This is a genomic window from Gordonia desulfuricans NBRC 100010, from assembly GCF_001485495.1.
Classification (GTDB): domain Bacteria; phylum Actinomycetota; class Actinomycetes; order Mycobacteriales; family Mycobacteriaceae; genus Gordonia; species Gordonia desulfuricans.
Genome location: NZ_BCNF01000053.1, coordinates 19,104 through 36,824, shown reverse-complemented (window position 1 = coordinate 36,824; position 17,721 = coordinate 19,104). Strand labels below are relative to the sequence as shown.

The 17,721-nt window shown below is 68.5% G+C and carries 18 protein-coding genes; 8 read left to right on the top strand and 10 right to left on the bottom strand.

Annotated elements, in window-relative coordinates; genetic code table 11:
- Positions 1-111: 111 nt before the first annotated feature.
- The 4 genes from GD1_RS09565 to GD1_RS09550 form a co-directional block, all read right to left on the bottom strand.
- Positions 112-1,410, bottom strand: coding sequence for a M18 family aminopeptidase (locus GD1_RS09565; RefSeq protein ID WP_059036835.1), 1,299 nt, complete (start codon positions 1,408-1,410; stop codon positions 112-114).
- Between the two features lie 14 nt (positions 1,411-1,424).
- Positions 1,425-2,105, bottom strand: coding sequence for a phosphoribosylformylglycinamidine synthase subunit PurQ (purQ, locus tag GD1_RS09560; RefSeq protein WP_020790266.1), 681 nt, complete (start codon positions 2,103-2,105; stop codon positions 1,425-1,427).
- Between the two features lie 10 nt (positions 2,106-2,115).
- Positions 2,116-2,355: a phosphoribosylformylglycinamidine synthase subunit PurS gene (gene purS, locus GD1_RS09555; RefSeq protein ID WP_059036834.1), complete on the bottom strand. Its 240-nt coding sequence runs from the start codon at positions 2,353-2,355 to the stop codon at positions 2,116-2,118.
- Positions 2,356-2,539: 184 nt separating this feature from the next.
- The gene (locus tag GD1_RS09550; RefSeq protein ID WP_020790258.1) at positions 2,540-3,022 is read right to left on the bottom strand and encodes a glutathione peroxidase; all 483 of its coding nucleotides are present in this window, start codon (positions 3,020-3,022) and stop codon (positions 2,540-2,542) included.
- Between the two features lie 125 nt (positions 3,023-3,147).
- On the opposite strand from GD1_RS09550, the gene GD1_RS09545 reads away from it, so the two are divergent.
- Together GD1_RS09545 and GD1_RS09540 are read left to right on the top strand one after the other, a co-directional pair.
- Positions 3,148-3,636 carry a MarR family winged helix-turn-helix transcriptional regulator gene (locus tag GD1_RS09545; RefSeq protein WP_059036833.1) on the top strand — a complete coding sequence of 163 codons (489 nt, stop codon included), beginning with the start codon at positions 3,148-3,150 and terminating at the stop codon, positions 3,634-3,636.
- A gap of 11 nt (positions 3,637-3,647) precedes the next feature.
- On the top strand, positions 3,648-5,213 hold the full coding sequence (locus GD1_RS09540) for a DHA2 family efflux MFS transporter permease subunit (protein ID WP_020790261.1): 1,566 nt from the start codon (positions 3,648-3,650) through the stop codon (positions 5,211-5,213).
- An 83-nt stretch (positions 5,214-5,296) separates the two neighbouring features.
- Here the strand turns inward: GD1_RS09540 and GD1_RS09535 are convergent, their stop codons facing one another.
- Complete coding sequence (locus GD1_RS09535) at positions 5,297-7,486, bottom strand: S9 family peptidase (protein ID WP_059036832.1); 2,190 nt, start codon at positions 7,484-7,486, stop codon at positions 5,297-5,299.
- A 50-nt stretch (positions 7,487-7,536) separates the two neighbouring features.
- Entirely contained in the window at positions 7,537-8,427 is an 891-nt protein-coding gene (locus GD1_RS09530; protein ID WP_059036831.1) for a phosphoribosylaminoimidazolesuccinocarboxamide synthase, read from the bottom strand.
- A gap of 48 nt (positions 8,428-8,475) precedes the next feature.
- Here GD1_RS09530 and GD1_RS09525 point away from each other — a divergent pair, with 48 nt between their 5' ends.
- Complete coding sequence (locus GD1_RS09525; RefSeq protein WP_059036840.1) at positions 8,476-8,760, top strand: Rdx family protein; 285 nt, start codon at positions 8,476-8,478, stop codon at positions 8,758-8,760.
- 111 nt (positions 8,761-8,871) lie between these two features.
- Here the strand turns inward: GD1_RS09525 and GD1_RS09520 are convergent, their stop codons facing one another.
- The 4 genes from GD1_RS09520 to GD1_RS09505 form a co-directional block, all read right to left on the bottom strand.
- The gene (locus GD1_RS09520) at positions 8,872-9,786 is read right to left on the bottom strand and encodes a hypothetical protein (protein WP_059036839.1); all 915 of its coding nucleotides are present in this window, start codon (positions 9,784-9,786) and stop codon (positions 8,872-8,874) included.
- Positions 9,787-9,927: 141 nt separating this feature from the next.
- Positions 9,928-11,355, bottom strand: a complete 1,428-nt coding sequence (gene purB, locus GD1_RS09515) for an adenylosuccinate lyase (RefSeq protein ID WP_053776732.1) — start codon at positions 11,353-11,355, stop codon at positions 9,928-9,930.
- A gap of 91 nt (positions 11,356-11,446) precedes the next feature.
- A complete protein-coding gene (locus GD1_RS09510; protein ID WP_202926819.1) occupies positions 11,447-11,845 on the bottom strand; it encodes a hypothetical protein in 399 nt (132 codons plus the stop codon).
- Between the two features lie 95 nt (positions 11,846-11,940).
- Entirely contained in the window at positions 11,941-12,543 is a 603-nt protein-coding gene (locus GD1_RS09505; protein ID WP_059036830.1) for a TetR/AcrR family transcriptional regulator, read from the bottom strand.
- Positions 12,544-12,663: 120 nt separating this feature from the next.
- Here GD1_RS09505 and GD1_RS09500 point away from each other — a divergent pair, with 120 nt between their 5' ends.
- The 5 genes from GD1_RS09500 (at position 12,664) to GD1_RS09480 (ending at position 17,701) form a co-directional block, all read left to right on the top strand.
- On the top strand, positions 12,664-13,419 hold the full coding sequence (locus tag GD1_RS09500; RefSeq protein ID WP_020792976.1) for a DUF6882 domain-containing protein: 756 nt from the start codon (positions 12,664-12,666) through the stop codon (positions 13,417-13,419).
- A gap of 269 nt (positions 13,420-13,688) precedes the next feature.
- The gene (locus GD1_RS09495; protein WP_157079425.1) at positions 13,689-15,794 is read left to right on the top strand and encodes an MMPL family transporter; all 2,106 of its coding nucleotides are present in this window, start codon (positions 13,689-13,691) and stop codon (positions 15,792-15,794) included.
- 148 nt (positions 15,795-15,942) lie between these two features.
- Complete coding sequence (locus GD1_RS09490; RefSeq protein WP_020790899.1) at positions 15,943-16,209, top strand: metal-sensitive transcriptional regulator; 267 nt, start codon at positions 15,943-15,945, stop codon at positions 16,207-16,209.
- 44 nt (positions 16,210-16,253) lie between these two features.
- Positions 16,254-16,649 carry a DUF302 domain-containing protein gene (locus tag GD1_RS09485; protein WP_020790901.1) on the top strand — a complete coding sequence of 132 codons (396 nt, stop codon included), beginning with the start codon at positions 16,254-16,256 and terminating at the stop codon, positions 16,647-16,649.
- Between the two features lie 80 nt (positions 16,650-16,729).
- The gene (locus GD1_RS09480) at positions 16,730-17,701 is read left to right on the top strand and encodes an alpha/beta hydrolase (protein ID WP_238403589.1); all 972 of its coding nucleotides are present in this window, start codon (positions 16,730-16,732) and stop codon (positions 17,699-17,701) included.
- The last annotated feature ends 20 nt before the right edge of the window (positions 17,702-17,721 follow it).

Genomic DNA, 17,721 nt, shown 5'->3' with positions numbered 1-17,721 from the left:
CCACCTCCGGTGTGGTCACCACCCAAAGTAGGCTACGCAAATTTCGACACGGGTCCTCGCGATGCGGGTCCCGGCTCGATCACCAACTGTCACAACCGCCGGCCGATCAGATCAGCTGCTCAGGAACGCCTGTAGCGCAGCCGAATACATCCGGACGTCGGCGGCGCCCATCAACTCCCGCGCGCTGTGCATGGCCAGCTGCGGCGCACCAACATCGATGGTCGTCAGGCCGGTGCGGGTGGCGGTGATCGGACCGATCGTGGAACCGCACGGCAGATCGGCACGATGGGTGTAACGCTGCATCGGGACCCCAGCGGTGTCGCAGGCGAGCGCGAAGATCGCCTCCCCCACCGCATCCGAGGCGTAGCGCAGGTTCTGGTTGACCTTGAGTACCGGCCCGCCGCCGATCGCGATGCGGTGCGACGGCTCGTGCCGATCCGGATAGTTGGGATGGGTGGCGTGTGCCATGTCCCCCGACAGACAGATACTGGAGGCCATCGCCTGCAGGAAGTCCGAGCGATCTCCACCGCGCGCCAACACGATTCGCTCGAGGATCGTCGGCAGGAACTCCGACGCCGCGCCGCGCTCGGACCCGCTGCCGACCTCTTCGTGGTCGAACAGCGCCAGTACCCGGGTGTGGATCGACGGGGCACCGTCGAGCAGTGCCCTCAGTCCGGCATAGCAGGTGCCCTGGTTGTCCAGCCGTGGCGCCGACAACAGATCCTCGTCGGCACCGAGCAGCCGCGACGGGGCGACGTCATGGGTCATCAGTTCCCAGCCGAGCAGGGCGCCGGGATCGATGCCCGCATACTCGGCAACCCAGTCGAGGACGCCGGGGACGTCGTCGCCGATCCCCCACAGTCCGTCGACATGACGTTGCGGGTCCAGGGTCACGCCCTTGCGGTCGGCGGAGAGGTGGATCGCCAGCTGCGGCACCCGGACCACCGGCTCGGTGACGTGCACCAGCGTGTGCGCCACGGCGCCGCCCTCACGGTAGGCCAGCCGCCCCGACAACCCGAGATCACGGTCGAGCCAGGAGTTCAGCCACGCCCCGCCGTACGGTTCGAGCGCCACCATCGACACCCCGGCCGAGGTGCGGTCGGGATGCTGTTTGAGTCGCAGATTGGGGCTGTCGGTGTGCCCGCCCACGATGCGGAAGTCGTCGGCCTCACCGAGGTCGAAGGCGATGATCGACCCACCACGGATCACATAGAAGCTCCGCGGACCGCCGTTGCGGGCGGCCGCGAAAACCTCTGTGGCCCATTCATGTTCCTCGTGAAGTCGCTGATAGCCGGCAGCTTCGAGGGCGGCGGCCACCGTGACACACACGTGGAACGGCGACGGCGAGGCGTCGACGAACTCGCCGAGACCGGTCGCGGTGGCCGACGTCGGCAGCGTGGGGGTGCTCATCGGATCCAGGACCCTCAGGCGTTCGCGAGCACCGCGTCGATCGCGGAGTAGAACAGTCCCAGTCCGTCGTCACTCGGGCCGGTGAGGGCCTCGGTGGCGTGCTCGGGATGCGGCATCAGACCGACGATTCGCCCGTCGGCACTGGAGATCCCGGCGATGTCGAGCGCCGAGCCGTTCGGGTTGTCACCGGCATAGGTGAACACGATCCGGCCCTCGCCCTCGAGTTCTTCGAGCTTGCGCTGCGGGGCCACATAGCGCCCCTCACCCGACTTGAGCGGGATGAGGATCTCCGCACCCCGCTCGAACCGGGTGGTCCAGGCGGTGGTGTTGGACTCGACGCGCAGCCACTGGTCGCGGCAGATGAAGTGCAGTCCCTCGTTTCGGGCCAGTGCGCCCGGCAGCAGGCCCGCCTCGCAGAGGACCTGGAAACCGTTGCAGATACCCAGAACCGGCATACCCTTGCCCGCCGCCTCGATGACCGACCCCATCACCGGTGCGAACTTGGCGATCGCACCGGCGCGCAGGTAGTCGCCGTAGGAGAAACCGCCGGGGACGATGACGGCGTCGACACCCTTGAGGTCGGCGTCACCGTGCCACAACTCGACGGCCTCGGCACCGGCGATCCGGGCCGCACGGGCGGCGTCGACGTCGTCGAGGGTGCCGGGGAAGGTGATGACCCCGATACGTGCTGTCATCTCGCGCGACCTACTCCGCGACCCGGGAGACGTTGAAGTTCTCGATCACCGTGTTGGCGAGCAGCTCCTCGGCGATGCGCTCGAGAGCGGCGTCGTCGACGTCGTCGTCGACCTCGAGCTCGAATCGCTTGCCCTGCCGGACGTCGGCGATCCCGGAGAATCCCAGGCGCCCCAGCGCACCGACGATGGCCTGCCCCTGCGGATCGAGGATCTCGGCCTTGGGCATCACGTCGACCACCACACGTGCCATCGGCACACGCTCCCATCTCTGTCCCCACTCCCCGGAGGTGGGGGCGGAGGTTGGCTGAACACCGAACACCTTACCGCCTGCGATGTGCGCGGATGAGATCGCGTGCTGGGCCGCCGGCCGCCACGGAATCCGAGCGGACCGCCGGCCCACGGCGCCGTCCCGCAGGGTTGTCCTGCGGCGCCGCCTACAGTGCGGACTCGATGGCCTCGATCACCTCGGGTGCAAGCGGCTCGGTGCGCGGACGGAACCGGCCCAGCACCGCACCGTCGGACCCGACCAGGAACTTCTCGAAGTTCCACTGGATGTCGCCGGCCTCGCCGGTGGCGTCGGGGGTCTTGGTGAGCTCGGCGTACAGCGGGTGCCGGTCGTCGCCGTTGACGTCGGCCTTCGCCAGCAGCGGGAAGGTGACACCGTAGGTCGTCGAACAGAAGGTGGCGATCTCCTCGGGCGAACCCGGCTCCTGTCCCATGAACTGGTTGCACGGCACGCCGACGACGGTCAGGCCACGGTCGGCGTAGGTGGTGGCGATCTCCTCGAGGCCCGCGTACTGCGGGGTGAGGCCGCACTTGCTGGCGACGTTCACCACCAGCAGCGGTCCACCGAAGTCGGCGAGGTTCAGGGCGGAGCCGTCGAGGGCGGAAACCGGGATGTCCTTGATGTTGGTCATCTTCCGAGCCTATCGACGGCACCCCCGCACATCCGTGTGAGCCACTTCACAACCCGGGGAGCCCCGCCTCCATGTCACCAATAATTGCGTGGACGAGATAGTTGCATCGGCGTTAGTATCTTCCGGTGTCCACCCCAGAGTCCTCCGAAGAAGCGTGCGCTGTCCTGCACGGATTCCTCGACCGACTCGCCTGTGTTGCCAAGACCGACACGATGGATTCGATGGCCAGTTCCGATCTCACCTTCACCCAGTTCCGGGTGATGTGCGCGGTCGGGGCCAGCGAGGAAGCCATCTCCGTCCACGAGATCGGCGACGCCATCCGTCTGTCCTTGGCCGCAACCGGGCGCACCGTCGACAGTCTGGTCCGTCAGAACTTCCTCGACCGGCGTGAGGACAGCGCCGATCGTCGGGTCAAACGGATCACCCTCACCGAACTCGGTCAGCGATTCCTCGACGAACAGCTGGCGGTCAAGAAGGATCTGGTCACCGCGTTCCTCGCCGGCCTCCCCGATCAGTTGCGCACCGGACTCGTCCGGGCATTGCGTCCGATCGTCGACGCCGACGTCGACTTCTTCGACCTCACTCCTGCCACCTGCCGGCCGGCCCACGAGTAGAAAGTCTCTTCATGACGAAATCTTCCACCGGTGGTGAGCTCCACGAGGGGCCACCAGACACCAAACTCGACAAACACGTCTTGTCCGTCGCGGGCGTGGTCGTACTCGGTGCGATCATGTCGATCCTCGACGTCACCGTCGTGTCGGTCGCGCAGAACACCTTCCAGGAGACCTTCGACACCAACGCCGCCGGTGCCGCCTGGACGATGACCGGCTACACGCTGGCGCTCGCCGCGGTGATCCCGCTGTCGAGCTGGGCCGCAGCCCGTTTCGGCACGAAGAAGGTGTACCTGACCTCGCTGGTCCTGTTCGTGATCGGTTCGGCGCTGTGTGCGCTGGCCTGGAACATCGGGTCGCTGGTCGCCTTCCGCGTGGTCCAGGGCCTCGGCGGTGGTCTGCTCATGCCGATCGGCATGATGATCCTGACCAAGGCCGCCGGCCCCGAGCGGGTCGGTTCGGTCATGGCCGTGCTGGGTATCCCGATGCTGCTGGGCCCGATCGGTGGCCCGATCCTCGGCGGCCTGCTGATCGAGAAGGCCAGCTGGCACTGGGTGTTCCTGATCAACGTCCCGATCGGCATCGTCGCCATGATCTACGCGTGGATCGTGCTGCGTGACGACGGCGAGACCACCCGCCCGACCATCGACTTCGTCGGGCTGCTGCTGCTCTCCCCGGGTCTGGCACTGTTCCTGTACGGCATCTCGTCGTCGGCGGAGGCCGGGACCTTCATCGACGCCAAGGTGTTGTCCACCGCGATCGTCGGCGCCCTGCTGATCGCCGGATTCATCTTCCACGCGCTGCGTGCGAAGAACCCGCTGCTGGATCTGCGTCTGTTCAAGAACCGGACGCTGACCATCGCGGTGATCACCATGACGCTGTTCATGATCGCCTTCTTCGGTGCATCCCTGCTCTACCCGCAGTACTTCATCGGCGTGCGCGGTGAGTCGACGCTGATGGCCGGTCTGCTGCTGGCCCCGCAGGGTCTGGGCGCCATGCTCACCATGCCGATCGCGGGTCAGCTGACCGACAAGATGGGCCCGGGCAAGTTCGTCCTCAGCGGTATCGTGCTGATCTTCCTCGGCATCGGATACTTCGTCTTCCTCGGCGCCGACACCCCGTACTGGGCGGTCTGCATCGCCCTGTTCGTCCAGGGTCTGGGCATGGGTATGACGATGATGCCGATCATGTCGGCCGCGCTGGCCACCCTGTCGAACAAACAGGTCCCCGACGGTTCGACCCTGGTCAACGTGGTCCAGCAGACCGCGTCGTCGATCGGTACCGCGGTGATCTCGGTGGTCCTGGCCACCATGTTCAACAAGCATGCCGAGTCGCTGGTGGCGATCGGTTCCAATGCGGCACCGGAGAAGTACGCCGAGGGCGTCAAGGCCGGACTGCTGCCGCCGCAACCGCCTGCGCAGTGGTTCGACTGGGCCGCCGAGGCATTCGGCACCACCTTCATCGTGGCGACCGTCCTGATCGCGCTGACGATCATCCCGGCGTTCTTCCTGCCCCGCAAGAAGATCGAGTCGCCGTTGGTCGAGGAGGACGTCGACCGCGCACCGACGTTCATGCACTGAGCTCGTCCCGGCTGTAACGCAGAACCCCCGGAATCTTCTGAGATTCCGGGGGTTCTGCGTCTGTGTGCAGGCTTTGTGCGTGCCTATTCCGCCGGTGCGGTGTACGCCCCGGTCTGCGCCAGGATCCAGGCGATCTCGAACGACGCCTCTTCCCACTGCTTGTACCGGCCGCTGACGCCGCCGTGGCCCGCCGACATCTCGGTCTTGAGCAGGATCGGGTTGTCCGACGTCGACAGCTCCTGCAGCCGCGCAACCCACTTGGCGGCCTCGGTGAACAGCACCCGGGTGTCGTTGAGCGAGGTCTGCGCCAGGATCGGCGGATACGGCTGGGCGGTGACGTTCTCGTACGGCGTGTAGGACCGCATGTACTCGTAGACCACCGGGTCGTGCAGCGGGTCACCCCATTCGTCCCACTCGATCACCGTCAGCGGCAGTGACGGGTCGAGGATCGAGTTGAGCGCGTCGACGAAGGGCACCGACGCGAGGATGCCGTTGAACAGTTCCGGTGCGAGATTGGCGACCGCACCCATCAGCAGACCGCCTGCCGAACCGCCCTCGGCCACCATCTGACCCGGCGTGGTCCAGCCGCGGGCGACCAGATGCCGTGCGGAGTCGACGAAGTCGGTGAAGGTGTTCTTCTTGGTGAGCGTCTTGCCGGTCTCGTACCAGTGCCGGCCCATCTCGCCACCACCGCGGACGTGGGCGAGGACGAACACCATGCCGCGGTCGAGCATAGACAGCCGCGACACCGAGAACCCCGGGTCATAGCTGGCCTCGTAGGAGCCGTAGCCGTAGATCAGCAGCGGTGCGGGTGCGGCCCCCTCGGTCCCCGGTGCGGCGACGTCGCGGTGCCGCACGATCGACAACGGGATCTGCGTGCCGTCGGCGGCGGTCGCCCATTCGCGGGTCTGCACGTAGTCGCCCGGGTCGTACCCGCCGAGTACCGGCTGGCGTTTGAGCAGGATGCGCTCGCCGGTGGTGACCTCGAGCTCGAACAGCTCCGACGGTTCGATGAAGCTGCCGTAGCCGAAACGCAGTCGTGGCGTCGTCCATTCGCGGTTGCCGGCCAGCCCCAGCGAGAACAGTTCCTGGGCAGCGGCCACCTCGATGAAGTCCTCGGCCACCGGCATCCCGTCGATCCGACGCAGGTCGGCGATCGACACCCGCGGCAGGGCGTCGGCACGGTAGCTGAGCACCAGGTAGTCGCGGAAGGCGTCGACGTCCTCCACCCGCACACCCCGACGGTGCCCGATGAACTCGGTACGGTCCGACGGATCGTCCACCGGGGCGATGTCGACGGCGAAGTCCTCGTACTTGACCCCGTCACGTTCTTCGTTGTGGACGATCAGGAAGTAGTCGCGACCACCGATCTCGGCATGCTCGACCGTGTACTCCACACCCTCGACACGTGGTGCCACACTACGGAATTCGCCGGTCGGGTCGGTGGTGTCGAGCACATAGCACTCGGAGGTGATCTTGGAGCCGACGGCGATCATCAGGTACTTGTCGCTGCGGGTGGACCCCATGCCCACCCAGTACCGCTCGTCCGGCTCGTGGAAGACCTTGACGTCGTCGGTTCCGGCACCGATGTCGTGGCGCCACACCGTGTCCGGGCGCCACGCCTCGTCGACGGTCTGATAGAAGACGTGCGCGCCGTCGGCCGACCAGACGGCGCCGCCCGCGGTGTCGGCGATGACGTCGGGCAGCAGCTCACCGGTGCGGAGGTCCTTGAACCGCAAAGTGTATCGCTCGTCACCGACGACGTCGGTGCTGTAGGCCAGCCAGTTGCCGTCGTCGCTGACCGAGAGTGCACCGAGACTGAAGAAGTCGTGTCCCTGCGCCTCCAGGTTGGCGTCGAGCAGGACCTGTTCCCCCGACAGCGGGGTGGTCTCCGAGACCTCCGGCGGGGTCCAGTCGTCGGCGTCACCGATCGGGCAACGACAATGCGCCGCATACTGTTTGCCCTCGGTGGTGCGGCCGTAGTACCAGAATCCGCCGCGGCGCGACGGCACCGACATGTCGGTTTCCTTGGTGCGCGACTTGATCTCACCGAAGATGTCGGCGCGCAGACCGGCGAGCTGCGCGGTGTGTTCCTCGGTGTAGGCATTCTGGGCCTCGAGGTAGGCGATCACCTCGGGATCGTCCTTGTCGCGCAACCATTCGTACTCGTCGATCACGGTGTCGCCGTGGTGGGTGCGCGGGAGCGGCACCTTCTTGGCAACGGGGGCACCGTTGCGGCCGGCTGCTGGGGTGGACGGCGTCGCGTCGCTCACAGGACTCCTTTGCCCGGTTTCTGGTGGACCCGGTTGTGGTACCCGCCCGGTCAGGCCGGGCCGGGCCAATCGTCGAAGGACTTCTGCGAAATCCATTCGTAGGCTTCGATGTATCGCGCCCGAGTGCGGTCGACGACCTCGGCGGGCAGCGGGGGCGGGGTGGTGTCGGAGGCCTTGTCCCAGCCGGATTCCGGTGAGGTGAGCCAGTTCCGCACGATCTGCTTGTCGAAGCTCGGCTGCACCTGTCCCGGCGTATAGGTGGCGGTCTCCCAGTAGCGCGACGAGTCCGGCGTCAGCACCTCGTCGGCCAGGACGAGGCCGCCGTCGGCATCGCGACCGAACTCGAACTTGGTGTCGGCCAGGATGATTCCGCGCTCGGCGGCCAGTTGCGCACCACGCGAGAAGATGTCGAGGGTGGTGTCGCGCAGCGCGGAGGCGAGCTCCTCGCCGACCTGTGCGGCCACCGCGTCGTAGCTGATGTTCTCGTCGTGGTCGCCCTGCTCGGCCTTGGTGGCCGGGGTGAAGATCGGTTCGGGCAGCTTGTCGGACTCACCGAGACCCTCGGGCAGTGCGACGCCGCACACCGCGCCGGTGGCCTTGTAGTCGATCAGACCGGAACCGGTGAGGTAACCGCGGGCGACACATTCCACCGGCACCATCGGCAGCTTGCGCACCACCATCGAACGGCCGACGGCCTCGGCCGGGATGCGCTCGTCCTCGGGCCCGCCGGCAAGGTGGTTCGGCACGCCGAGGGCGTCGAACCAGAAGAAACTCATCGCGGTGAGGATGCGTCCCTTGTCGCCGATCACCGGGCTCAGGACGTGGTCGTAGGCCGAGATCCGATCGCTGGCCACCATCAACAGGGTGTCGTCGTCGATCGCGTAGATCTCACGCACCTTGCCCGAGGCGATGTGCGTGTATGACTCAAGTGCCGGGCGCATGGTGTCGACCTTAGTGCGCGGCGTCGTGATCTGGCAGTCTGGGTGGCCATGACCGCTCCGCACATCACGATCACCTACTGCACCCAATGCAACTGGCTGTTGCGGGCGAGCTGGATGGCGAGCGAACTGCTGAACACCTTCGGTGCGGATCTCGGTGCGGTGACGCTCAAGCCGGGTACCGGCGGGATCTTCGTCGTCGACGCCGACGGCACACGGATCTGGGAACGCAAGGCCGACGGCGGCTTCCCCGACGCCGCCGAACTCAAGCGCCGCGTCCGCGATGCGGTACTGCCCGACTGGGCCCTCGGCCACGCCGACAAGGCGGCCGAGTAGCACCGCGGGCCTTCGAGGGAGCAACCGACAAACCCTCCACACTTACGCAGAGACCCCGGGTATTACCCCCGTGGGTCTGCGCAAGTGTGGAGGGTCTGGGTGGGCCGACGCTCAGAGCAGTCCCGCGGCCCGCATCCCCTTGCGCAGGACCGCCCGGAACCGACGCGGATCGAGCAGGTCCTCCCATGTCCACCGGATGACGACATAGCCTTCTGCCCGGAGCGCGTCCTCGCGGATCTTCTCCTTGACGACCACCTCCGACGGCGGGTCGTCGCCGAGGGTGCCGCTGTACTTGACCTTGCCGTCGAACTCGCCGACCAGGACGCCCCCGATCAGGAAGTCGACGCGACCGATCGACCGGCCCGCCGCGTCGCGGATCTCCACCTGCAGCTCCGGCGTCGGGACATCGGACATACCCGCCATGAGCGCACGGCTGAACGACTCCCCCACGCTCTCCGACCGCGCATCGGCGAAGCCGTTGGCATACCGGAGCCGCTCGACGCCGACGTGACCGCGGAGCCGTTCGATGGTCGCGTCGATGAGCACGGGGTCGGCGCCGGCCCGCAGCCCGGCGTCGAGCATCGCCACGGCCTGCTCGAAGGTGCCGAGACGAGCGGCGTCGCACAGCGCTCGTTCACGTGTCGTGACCCAGACACCCTCGACCTGCTCGCGCTCGTCGTCGAGGAGGATTCCGTTGTGTCGCGAGACCCGGGCGGTGTGCCGGGTCGGTGCGGAGGCGATGTAGTGCACCCGGCGCAGATCGGGTCGCAGCATCGGGACGTGGTGGACGGCGAGTGCGGACACGTGACTGAGCGTGCGGTTCGGTCCGCCCTTGCGCGCGGACTCGATCGCGGTGATCCGGTACCGCTCGGTTGTGCTCAGCGCGTCGTGGTCGGGCCAGTCCATGAAGGTCCCCGGCCAGAGCCGGACGCGTTCACCGTCGCGGACGACGGCCTGCAGCACGCGATCGGTGGCGACGCGACCGAGCACCTCGGCGCGGCGTGTGATCTCGGTGGACTGATCCATGCCGAGCAGCGTCGCACGATCCGACGTCGACGCCGGATGGCCATCCACAGAACCGACAAACCCTCCACACTTACGCAGATACCCCGGGTTTTACCCCCGTGGGTTTGCGCAAAAGTGGAGGGTCTGGGGTGACCGAACGGCCTAGAGGATCGGGGCGGGCGTGTAGGCGGCGGCCTCCGGGCTGGCGGCGAGGACCTTCTCGGCGGCGGCGATGACGTCGGCGACCTGACGGCCTGCGGCACCGACGAAGGCCTCCTTGTCCTCGAGCAGCGCATCGAGCTGCACGCGGTCGAGCGGGATACGGTCGTCGGCGGCCAGCCGGTCGAGCAGATCGGGCTCGCGGCCCTCCTCGCGCATCGCCAGGGCGACGGCGACGGCGTTCTCCTTGATCGCCTCGTGGGCGGTCTCACGGCCGACACCGGCACGCACCGACGCCATCAGCACCTTGGTGGTGGCCAGGAACGGCAGGTAGCGGTCGAGCTCGTTGGCGATCACGGCCGGGTAGGCGCCGAACTCGGCGAGCACCGTCAGGAAGGTCTCCATCAGGCCGTCGATCGCGAAGAAGGCGTCGGGCAGTGCCACGCGGCGCACCACCGAACAGAACACGTCGCCCTCGTTCCACTGGGCCCCGGCGAGTTCGGCACCCATCGACGCGTATCCGCGCAACACCACCTGCAGGCCGTTGACCCGCTCACAGCTGCGGGTGTTCATCTTGTGCGGCATTGCCGACGACCCGACCTGGCCGGGCTGGAAACCCTCGGTGACCAGCTCGTGACCGGCCATCAGGCGGATGGTGTGGGCCAGCGACGACGGCGCGGCGGCCACCTGCACCAGCGCCGACAGCACGTCGTGGTCGAGGGACCGCGGATAGATCTGGCCGACCGAGGTCAGCGATCGCGCGAATCCGAGGTGGGTCGCCACCCGCGACTCGAGTTCGGCCAGCTTGCCGGCGTCCCCGCCGAGCAGGTCGAGCATGTCCTGGCTGGTCCCCATCGGGCCCTTGATCCCGCGCAGCGGGTAGCGGTCGATCAGCTCCGACAGCCGGGTCAGGCCGATCATCAGCTCGTCGGCGGCCGATGCGAACCGCTTGCCGAGGGTGGTGGCCTGGGCGGCGACGTTGTGGCTGCGGCCGGCCATCACCACCGTCGAGTACTGCGCGGCACGCTCGACGATGCGCGCGAGCACGGCGACACCGTGGGAGTGCACATACCGCAGCGACTGCAGGATCTGCAGCTGCTCGACGTTCTCGGTGAGATCGCGGCTGGTCATACCCTTGTGGATCTGCTCGTGCCCGGCCAGCGCGTTGAACTCCTCGATGCGCGCCTTCACGTCGTGGCGGGTGACGCGTTCACGCTCGGCGATCGACGCGAGGTCGATCTGGTCGACGACCCGCTCGTAGTCGGCGATCGCGCCCTCCGGGACGTCGATCCCGAGGTCGCTCTGGGCCCGCAGGACGGCGATCCACAGGCGGCGTTCGGTGGCGATCTTGTTGGTCGCCGACCAGATCTCGACGAGATCGGCCGAGGCGTAGCGGCTCGCGAGGACGTTGGAGATGGCAGGTTTCGGCACGTGAACAGTCTAGTGGTGCGCCCGCGACGCCCTCACCCAGATCACCGACAGGCGCACCGGGCCCACCGGCGGACCGCCCGCGACCGGAGGTCTAGAGGGCAAAACACACTCCGCCCGAGCCGTATCCCTGGTGGACGCGGGCCACGATCGACGGCCCGCGCACCCCGTTCTGCTCGGCGTAGAGGATGCGGTCACCGATCCGGCGCGGAGTCCACCACACCGTCGCGACCAGCTGGTAGGCCTGGGCTCGCCCGATCAGGATCGGCGGGTATCCGCGACGCTGCTCGTAGAAGCTGACCAGCCCGCTCGCATTGACCGGCGAGACCAGCGAATACGTGCAGCCGGTGCCGTAGACCACCGAGGAGAACGGCACCCCGGGATCCACCGGTCCGCTCGGCGCCGCCTGCGCCGGCCCCGCCCCGATCCCGGCCAGGCCGATCCCCGCACCGACGATCACGGTGGTCAGCCACCGTCGAATCCGCCCCGTCATCTGTTCTCCCCCGTCATCTGTCTGCGGTCGTCTGTCCGCTGCCGTCTGCCCGCCGGCGCCGTGGTCGCGCCGATCGGTCTCCGTCCGACCGCGGATCATCGGCGGGGTGCGAGTACGTCGATCACGCCGTCGAGTGCGTCGCGCGTCGCATCGTAGGGCGAGCCCGCCCCGCAGCCGAGTGCGCCGACCACCGCACCGTCCTCGACGGCGATCAGGCGGGCGACGTCGTCGGGGCCGCAGTCCCGGCCGGACTTCTCGAGCACCTCGGTGTGCACCGACGACACGAATCCCCGCCGTTGCTCCACCACCTGCCGCAGCCGCGGATACCGGGGTGCGAGCGCGATGAGCTCGTAGTGGGCGGCGAGCGCGGTGATCGGCGTCCGCGAACCGACGAAGACCTCCGACAGCGCCTCCGCGGTGGCGTGCCCGCCCCGCTTGCGGCGGGTGAGCGCGGCGCTGCGGGTGGCGATGGCCTCCTGCTCGTTGTGGGTGACATAGGCGGCCGCCTCGGCCAGCAGATCCTCGAGGGAGGCGAAGTAATAGGTGGTCGAGGCCAGCGGCATCCCGGCCCGGTCGGCCACCGCACGGTGGCGGACGGCATCGAAGCCACCCTCGAGCAGAAGGGTCCCGGCGGCCTCGATCAGTTGCGACCGACGCCTCGTGCCCTTGGGGGTCGCCGCCGATGTCATGCCGACCATGCTGCCAGGGTGATCTCGGTCACCGGCCGGTTTTCGTGGGATTCTCTCCCGCCCGCGGGCGGTCGTTCGGACACCTGACACACGCCCGCGGACCGTCCAGGACGGATTAGCGTGAGCCGCATGCATCTGGACGGCTTGCGTGCCGCCGCCGACTGCGGCGCCTGGTACGCCGCATTGCGCCGCGACGCCCTGAACCGGCGCCTCGCCGGCGACCTCGGCGAGTACACGACAGTGGTGGACGGTCCGCGAATCGTGTTCTCGGCGAACGCCGATCCGACTCGGCGGATCGAGGCACATGCATGGCTGGTGGCGTCGATCGACGCGTCGGTGACCGGCCTGCGATGGGGCTGGGCGGAGCCATCGTCGGCCGGTTCACCCGCCGACCTCCGGGGCGTCGAACTCCGCCGGGCGGGTGAACGTCTGGGGCTGCGCGAACTGCTGGAACCGACGATCCCCCTGACGGCGGGCACCGACGTCACACGCACCCTGGAGACCATCGGCGCGGTGGCGGTCCAGATCGTCGGGACCGGCCCCTACCACTGCGTCGACCTCGACGACGGCCGTCACGGGGTGTTCCTCCTGTCCGGCCCCGACGTGTCCGGCCCCGGCGCCGACACGGGCCGCCCGGAGGCGGGTGAACCCACACTCTCCGAGGTCGCGGCCTGTCTTCCGGGCCTCCTGGCCGGCATCCCGGTGGGCGATCACCGAGTGGCCGTCCACGGGCTCGCGGTACGGACCGGCTGGCACATCGTGTGGCGGGCCGACGGTGCCGTCGCCGCGGGCGCATCGTCGTGCGTGATCACCGACGGTGTCTCGACGGTGGCCCTCGCCTTCGACGGCAAGGGACGGCCGGTCAGCGCTCCCCGGCCCGCCTGATCCCGGCCCGCCTGATCCCTCTCCCGGCCTGATCCCTCTCCCGGCCAGATCCCGGTCGGACCTCGACGCATGCTTGCATCCGGCATACCCCCGGGGGTACATTCGCCTCATTGCATACCCCCCTGGGTATATTTCGGCGTGAATCCCGAGGAGACACCGTGACCGCGACATCCGACCGCGACCTATCCGGCAGCGACAGAACCGGCAGCGACAGCGACAGAACCGGGAGCGACGGGCCACCTGTCGCACCGTCGCCCGAGACCACCCCCATCACCGGCGGGCCGCTCGCCCGCCTCGGCACCTGGACCGCCACACATCGCCGGTGGGTGTTCGGGATCTGGGCGCTGCTCGTGATCGGCCTCGGCGCCGCCGCGCCGACCGTGTTCAGCTCCCTCGCCGGTGCGGGCTGGCAGGCGAACGGATCGGAGTCGGTGGCGGTTCGCGAACTGGCACAACAGCATTTCGGGGGCAACGCGTCGTCGGCGGTACAGGTGGTGATCCACTCCGACACCGAGACCATCGCGAGTCCGGCGGTCGCACACGTCGTCGACGAGATCACCGGGATCGCTTCCGGCGACCCACGTTTCGGGGCGGTGATCGCCCCGCAGCCCGGGATGACGATCAGCCCCGACGGCCACACCGGGATCGCGATCATCGGCGCCGCCGCCGACCCCGACGACATGGTCCGCGCCGTCGACGAGCACAAGGAGACGCTGACCGGCTTGTCCGGCAACGGGATCGAGGTCTACCCCACCGGCGCGTCGGCGCTGTGGAGTGACTTCAACGAGGCCAACCACACCGCGATGATCTCCGCGGAGATGGTGTCCTGGCCGATCACCCTGGCGATCATGATCGTCGCCTTCGGTTCGATCGTGGCGGCGGGACTTCCGCTCCTGCTGACCATCGCGGGTCTGGTCACCTCGGCGGGCGGTCTGGTCCTGCTCAACACCGTCACCCCGATCTCGGTGTGGGCCATGAACTTCGCGATGATGTTCGCCCTCGCGCTCGGGATCGACTACGCACTGTTCATCGTGTCGCGGTTCCGCGCCGCGGTCACGGCCCATGATTCGCCGCGGCATGCGGTGGCCGAGACCATGGACACCGCGGGCAAGGCGGTCCTGCTGTCGGGTCTGACGGTGCTGGTCAGCCTGTCGGCGGTGCTGCTGGTGCCCGCACCGGCGGTGCGCACCATGGCGATCGGCATCATGGTGGCCGTCGCGTTCGTCCTGGCCGCCACGCTCACCCTGCTGCCGGCGGTCCTGTCCGCGCTGGGCACCAAGGTCGACGCCGGGACCCTGCCGTGGGCCCGTGGGCAGCAGCACCGGTCACCGGTGTTCGCCCGCTGGGGCCGACTGCTGCACCGTCATCCGTGGCCGTTCGCACTCGGATCGCTGGCCGTGCTGATCGCCCTGGCCCTGCCGGCGATCGGGATCAAGGTCGCGATGCCGTCGATCGGCGTCGTCCCCGACGACGCCCCGGTCCGCCAGGGCTATGCCGTGGTGGCCGAGGCGATGGGCCCCGGCGCACCGGGTGCCCTGCAGATCGTGGTGCCGCAGGCCGACGCCGCGACGACCGCCTCGGCCGCCGCACAGGTGCCCGGGATCGCCATGGTCACCCCGCCGCAGCAGGCCACCGACGGATCGGGACATGTGCTGCTGCAGGCGATCCCGGACGTCGACCCGTCGGATCCGCAGATGTCGACGATCCTGTCCACCCTGCGCGATGACCTTCCGGCCACCGCCCTGGTGGGTGGTGCGCCGGCGGAGAACATCGACCTGCAGCAGGCCCTCGACGACTGGTTCCCGATCATCGTCGCGGTGATCCTCACCCTGGGGTTCCTGCTGCTGCTCGTCGCCCTGCGCGCCCCACTGATCGCCCTGCTGGGCACCCTGGTCAGCCTGCTGTCGACGGCCGCGGCCTTCGGCGTGGCCCGGCTGATCTTCCAGGACGGCCACGGGGCGTCGCTGCTCGGCATCGATCCGCAGGGTTTCCTGGACGGCTGGGGGCCGGTGTTCTTCTTCGCGATGATCTTCGCGATCGCGATGGACTACACGGTGTTCCTGCTGGCCACCGCCAAGGAGCACTACGAGCACACCGGCGATCCGCACCACGCGCAGATCAACGGGCTGGCCTACTCGGGCCGGATCATCTTCGCCGCGGCGGCGGTGATGGTGGCGGTGTTCTTCACCTTCGCCCTCGCCGACCCGCTGCCGCCGAAGGAGATGGGCATCATCCTGGGTGTCGCGGTGCTGCTCGACGCGACACTGATCCGACTGGTGTTGCTGCCGGTGCTGCTGCGGATCACCGGGCATGCCGCGTGGTGGAGTCCGCGATGGCTCGACCGGATGTTGCCCGCGATCTCGTTCGGTCACTGAACCGATTACCGTGAGCCGAACGCCCTGGTCCCGACCGGCCTGGTCCCGACCGCGCCGCCGCCGGAAGACACCGGCCGTCATACCCCGAGGGGTATGGTGGATGACAGTCGGTGGGAACCCATCACCACCCGAGCCCAGGAGGTCTCACATGGTAGGCGACCAGGAATCGATCACCGTCGTCCTCAACCGGCTGCGCCGTGCGCACGGCCAGCTGGCCGGCGTCATCTCGATGATCGAGGACGGCCGTGACTGCAAGGACGTCGTCACCCAGCTGGCTGCGGTGTCCAAGGCGCTCGACCGCGCCGGCTTCAAGATCGTCGCCACCGGCCTGCGTGAATGCCTCGCCGGCGACGACACGAGCAAGGAACCGATGACCCAGGAAGAGCTCGAGAAGCTGTTCCTCGCGCTCGCCTGAGCGCACCCCGGCCCACCCGGGCACCCACCGAAAGGACACCCACCATGGACCTGGCGATCGCCACCACCCTGACCGAGACCACCTTCGACGATGCCGTCGCCAGAATCCGGGAGGCGCTGGCCGGGCAGGGATTCGGCGTCCTCACCGAGATCGACGTGACCGCGACGCTGAAGAAGAAGATCGACGCCGACATCGAGAACTACCTGATCCTCGGTGCCTGCAACCCGCAGCTGGCACACCGTGCCCTCGGCGTCGACCGGCAGATCGGCCTGCTGCTGCCGTGCAATGTGGTCGTCCGCGACAGCACCGAGCAGCCCGGTGCGGTGATCGTCGAGGCCATGAACCCCGACATCATGGTGCAGGTCGCCGACGCCCCCGGCCTGCCCGACGTGGCCGCCGACGCCGCGACCCGGCTGCGTGCGGCAATCGATTCGCTGTAGTCCGTTCGGCCACAGCGCACGTCCCCGTGGTGCTCGGGCGACTCGATCGGCGGCGCGACACCCACTACCCTGTGAACTCGATGTCCCGCCACCGATCGCTGCCGCTCCGCCGCACCGCCTCCTCGCACCCGGCTGCCGACCACCCGTCGGGACCCGCCCGGGTCTCGCGGCGCGCGGTGCTCACCTCCGGGCTCGGGCTCACCGCCCTCGGACTCGCAGGCTGTGCCGCCGACGACGACACCGTCACGGTGGAGAACCGCCGCGTGGAGTCCGCCGCCGACGACCTGCTCCCGTCGGAGACGTCGGCGGCCCCGGTCACCGACGGCCCCCCGCTGATCACCGGCAGTTTCGACTCCACGCACATGGGCGGTCGGCCCACCCGCTGGGCCGTCGCCCGGCCGACCGGGGTGACCGGCACCCTGCCCGTCGTGGTGGTGCTCCACGCCCTCACCACCAACGAACACACCATCTTCAGCTCGCAACTGGGCATCCAGAAGGTGCTGCAGACCTACGTCGACGCCGGCAACGCACCGTTCGCGATCGCCGCCGTCGACGGCGCGGCCAACTACTGGCATGCACGCGCCGACGGCACCGACGGTGGCGCGATGGTGCTCGACGAGTTCATCCCGATGCTCGGGTCGAATCCCGATCTGGACCTGTCGGTGGAGCGGATCGGCCTGTTCGGCTGGTCGATGGGCGGCTACGGTGCCCTGCGCCTGGGTGCGCTGCTGGGCGCGCCGCGGGTCACCGCGATCGCGGTGAGTTCGCCCGCGCTGTGGGCCGATCCGCGGAACTTCCCGGCCCGCGCCTTCGACGGATTCGACGACTATCAGCGCAATTCGCTGTTCGGACAACAGGATGCGTTCCGCCGTATCCCCCTGATGATCTCGATCGGGTCCAGCGACCAGTTCTTCACCTACACCCGGCAGTGGGTGGCCGGGGTGCACCCGCCGCCGGTGTTCAGCACCGGCCCCGGCGGACACACCAACCGGTACTGGCGCGGCGTGCTGCCCGATCAGGTGGAGTTCCTGGGCCGCAACCTGGCCCGCTGAGCAGTCCTCCGCCCACGGCC

Excerpts from the sequence above, each read along its gene's own strand:
- GD1_RS09565 (WP_059036835.1), bottom strand. The coding sequence starts at position 1,410 with ATGAGCACCCCCACGCTGCCGACGTCGGCCACCGCGACCGGTCTCGGC.
- purQ (WP_020790266.1), bottom strand. The coding sequence starts at position 2,105 with ATGACAGCACGTATCGGGGTCATCACCTTCCCCGGCACCCTCGACGAC.
- purS (WP_059036834.1), bottom strand. The coding sequence starts at position 2,355 with ATGGCACGTGTGGTGGTCGACGTGATGCCCAAGGCCGAGATCCTCGAT.
- GD1_RS09550 (WP_020790258.1), bottom strand. The coding sequence starts at position 3,022 with ATGACCAACATCAAGGACATCCCGGTTTCCGCCCTCGACGGCTCCGCC.
- GD1_RS09540 (WP_020790261.1), top strand. The coding sequence starts at position 3,648 with ATGACGAAATCTTCCACCGGTGGTGAGCTCCACGAGGGGCCACCAGAC.
- GD1_RS09530 (WP_059036831.1), bottom strand. The coding sequence starts at position 8,427 with ATGCGCCCGGCACTTGAGTCATACACGCACATCGCCTCGGGCAAGGTG.
- GD1_RS09525 (WP_059036840.1), top strand. The coding sequence starts at position 8,476 with ATGACCGCTCCGCACATCACGATCACCTACTGCACCCAATGCAACTGG.
- GD1_RS09520 (WP_059036839.1), bottom strand. The coding sequence starts at position 9,786 with ATGGATCAGTCCACCGAGATCACACGCCGCGCCGAGGTGCTCGGTCGC.
- GD1_RS09510 (WP_202926819.1), bottom strand. The coding sequence starts at position 11,845 with ATGACGGGGCGGATTCGACGGTGGCTGACCACCGTGATCGTCGGTGCG.
- GD1_RS09505 (WP_059036830.1), bottom strand. The coding sequence starts at position 12,543 with ATGGTCGGCATGACATCGGCGGCGACCCCCAAGGGCACGAGGCGTCGG.
- GD1_RS09500 (WP_020792976.1), top strand. The coding sequence starts at position 12,664 with ATGCATCTGGACGGCTTGCGTGCCGCCGCCGACTGCGGCGCCTGGTAC.
- GD1_RS09490 (WP_020790899.1), top strand. The coding sequence starts at position 15,943 with ATGGTAGGCGACCAGGAATCGATCACCGTCGTCCTCAACCGGCTGCGC.
- GD1_RS09485 (WP_020790901.1), top strand. The coding sequence starts at position 16,254 with ATGGACCTGGCGATCGCCACCACCCTGACCGAGACCACCTTCGACGAT.
- GD1_RS09480 (WP_238403589.1), top strand. The coding sequence starts at position 16,730 with ATGTCCCGCCACCGATCGCTGCCGCTCCGCCGCACCGCCTCCTCGCAC.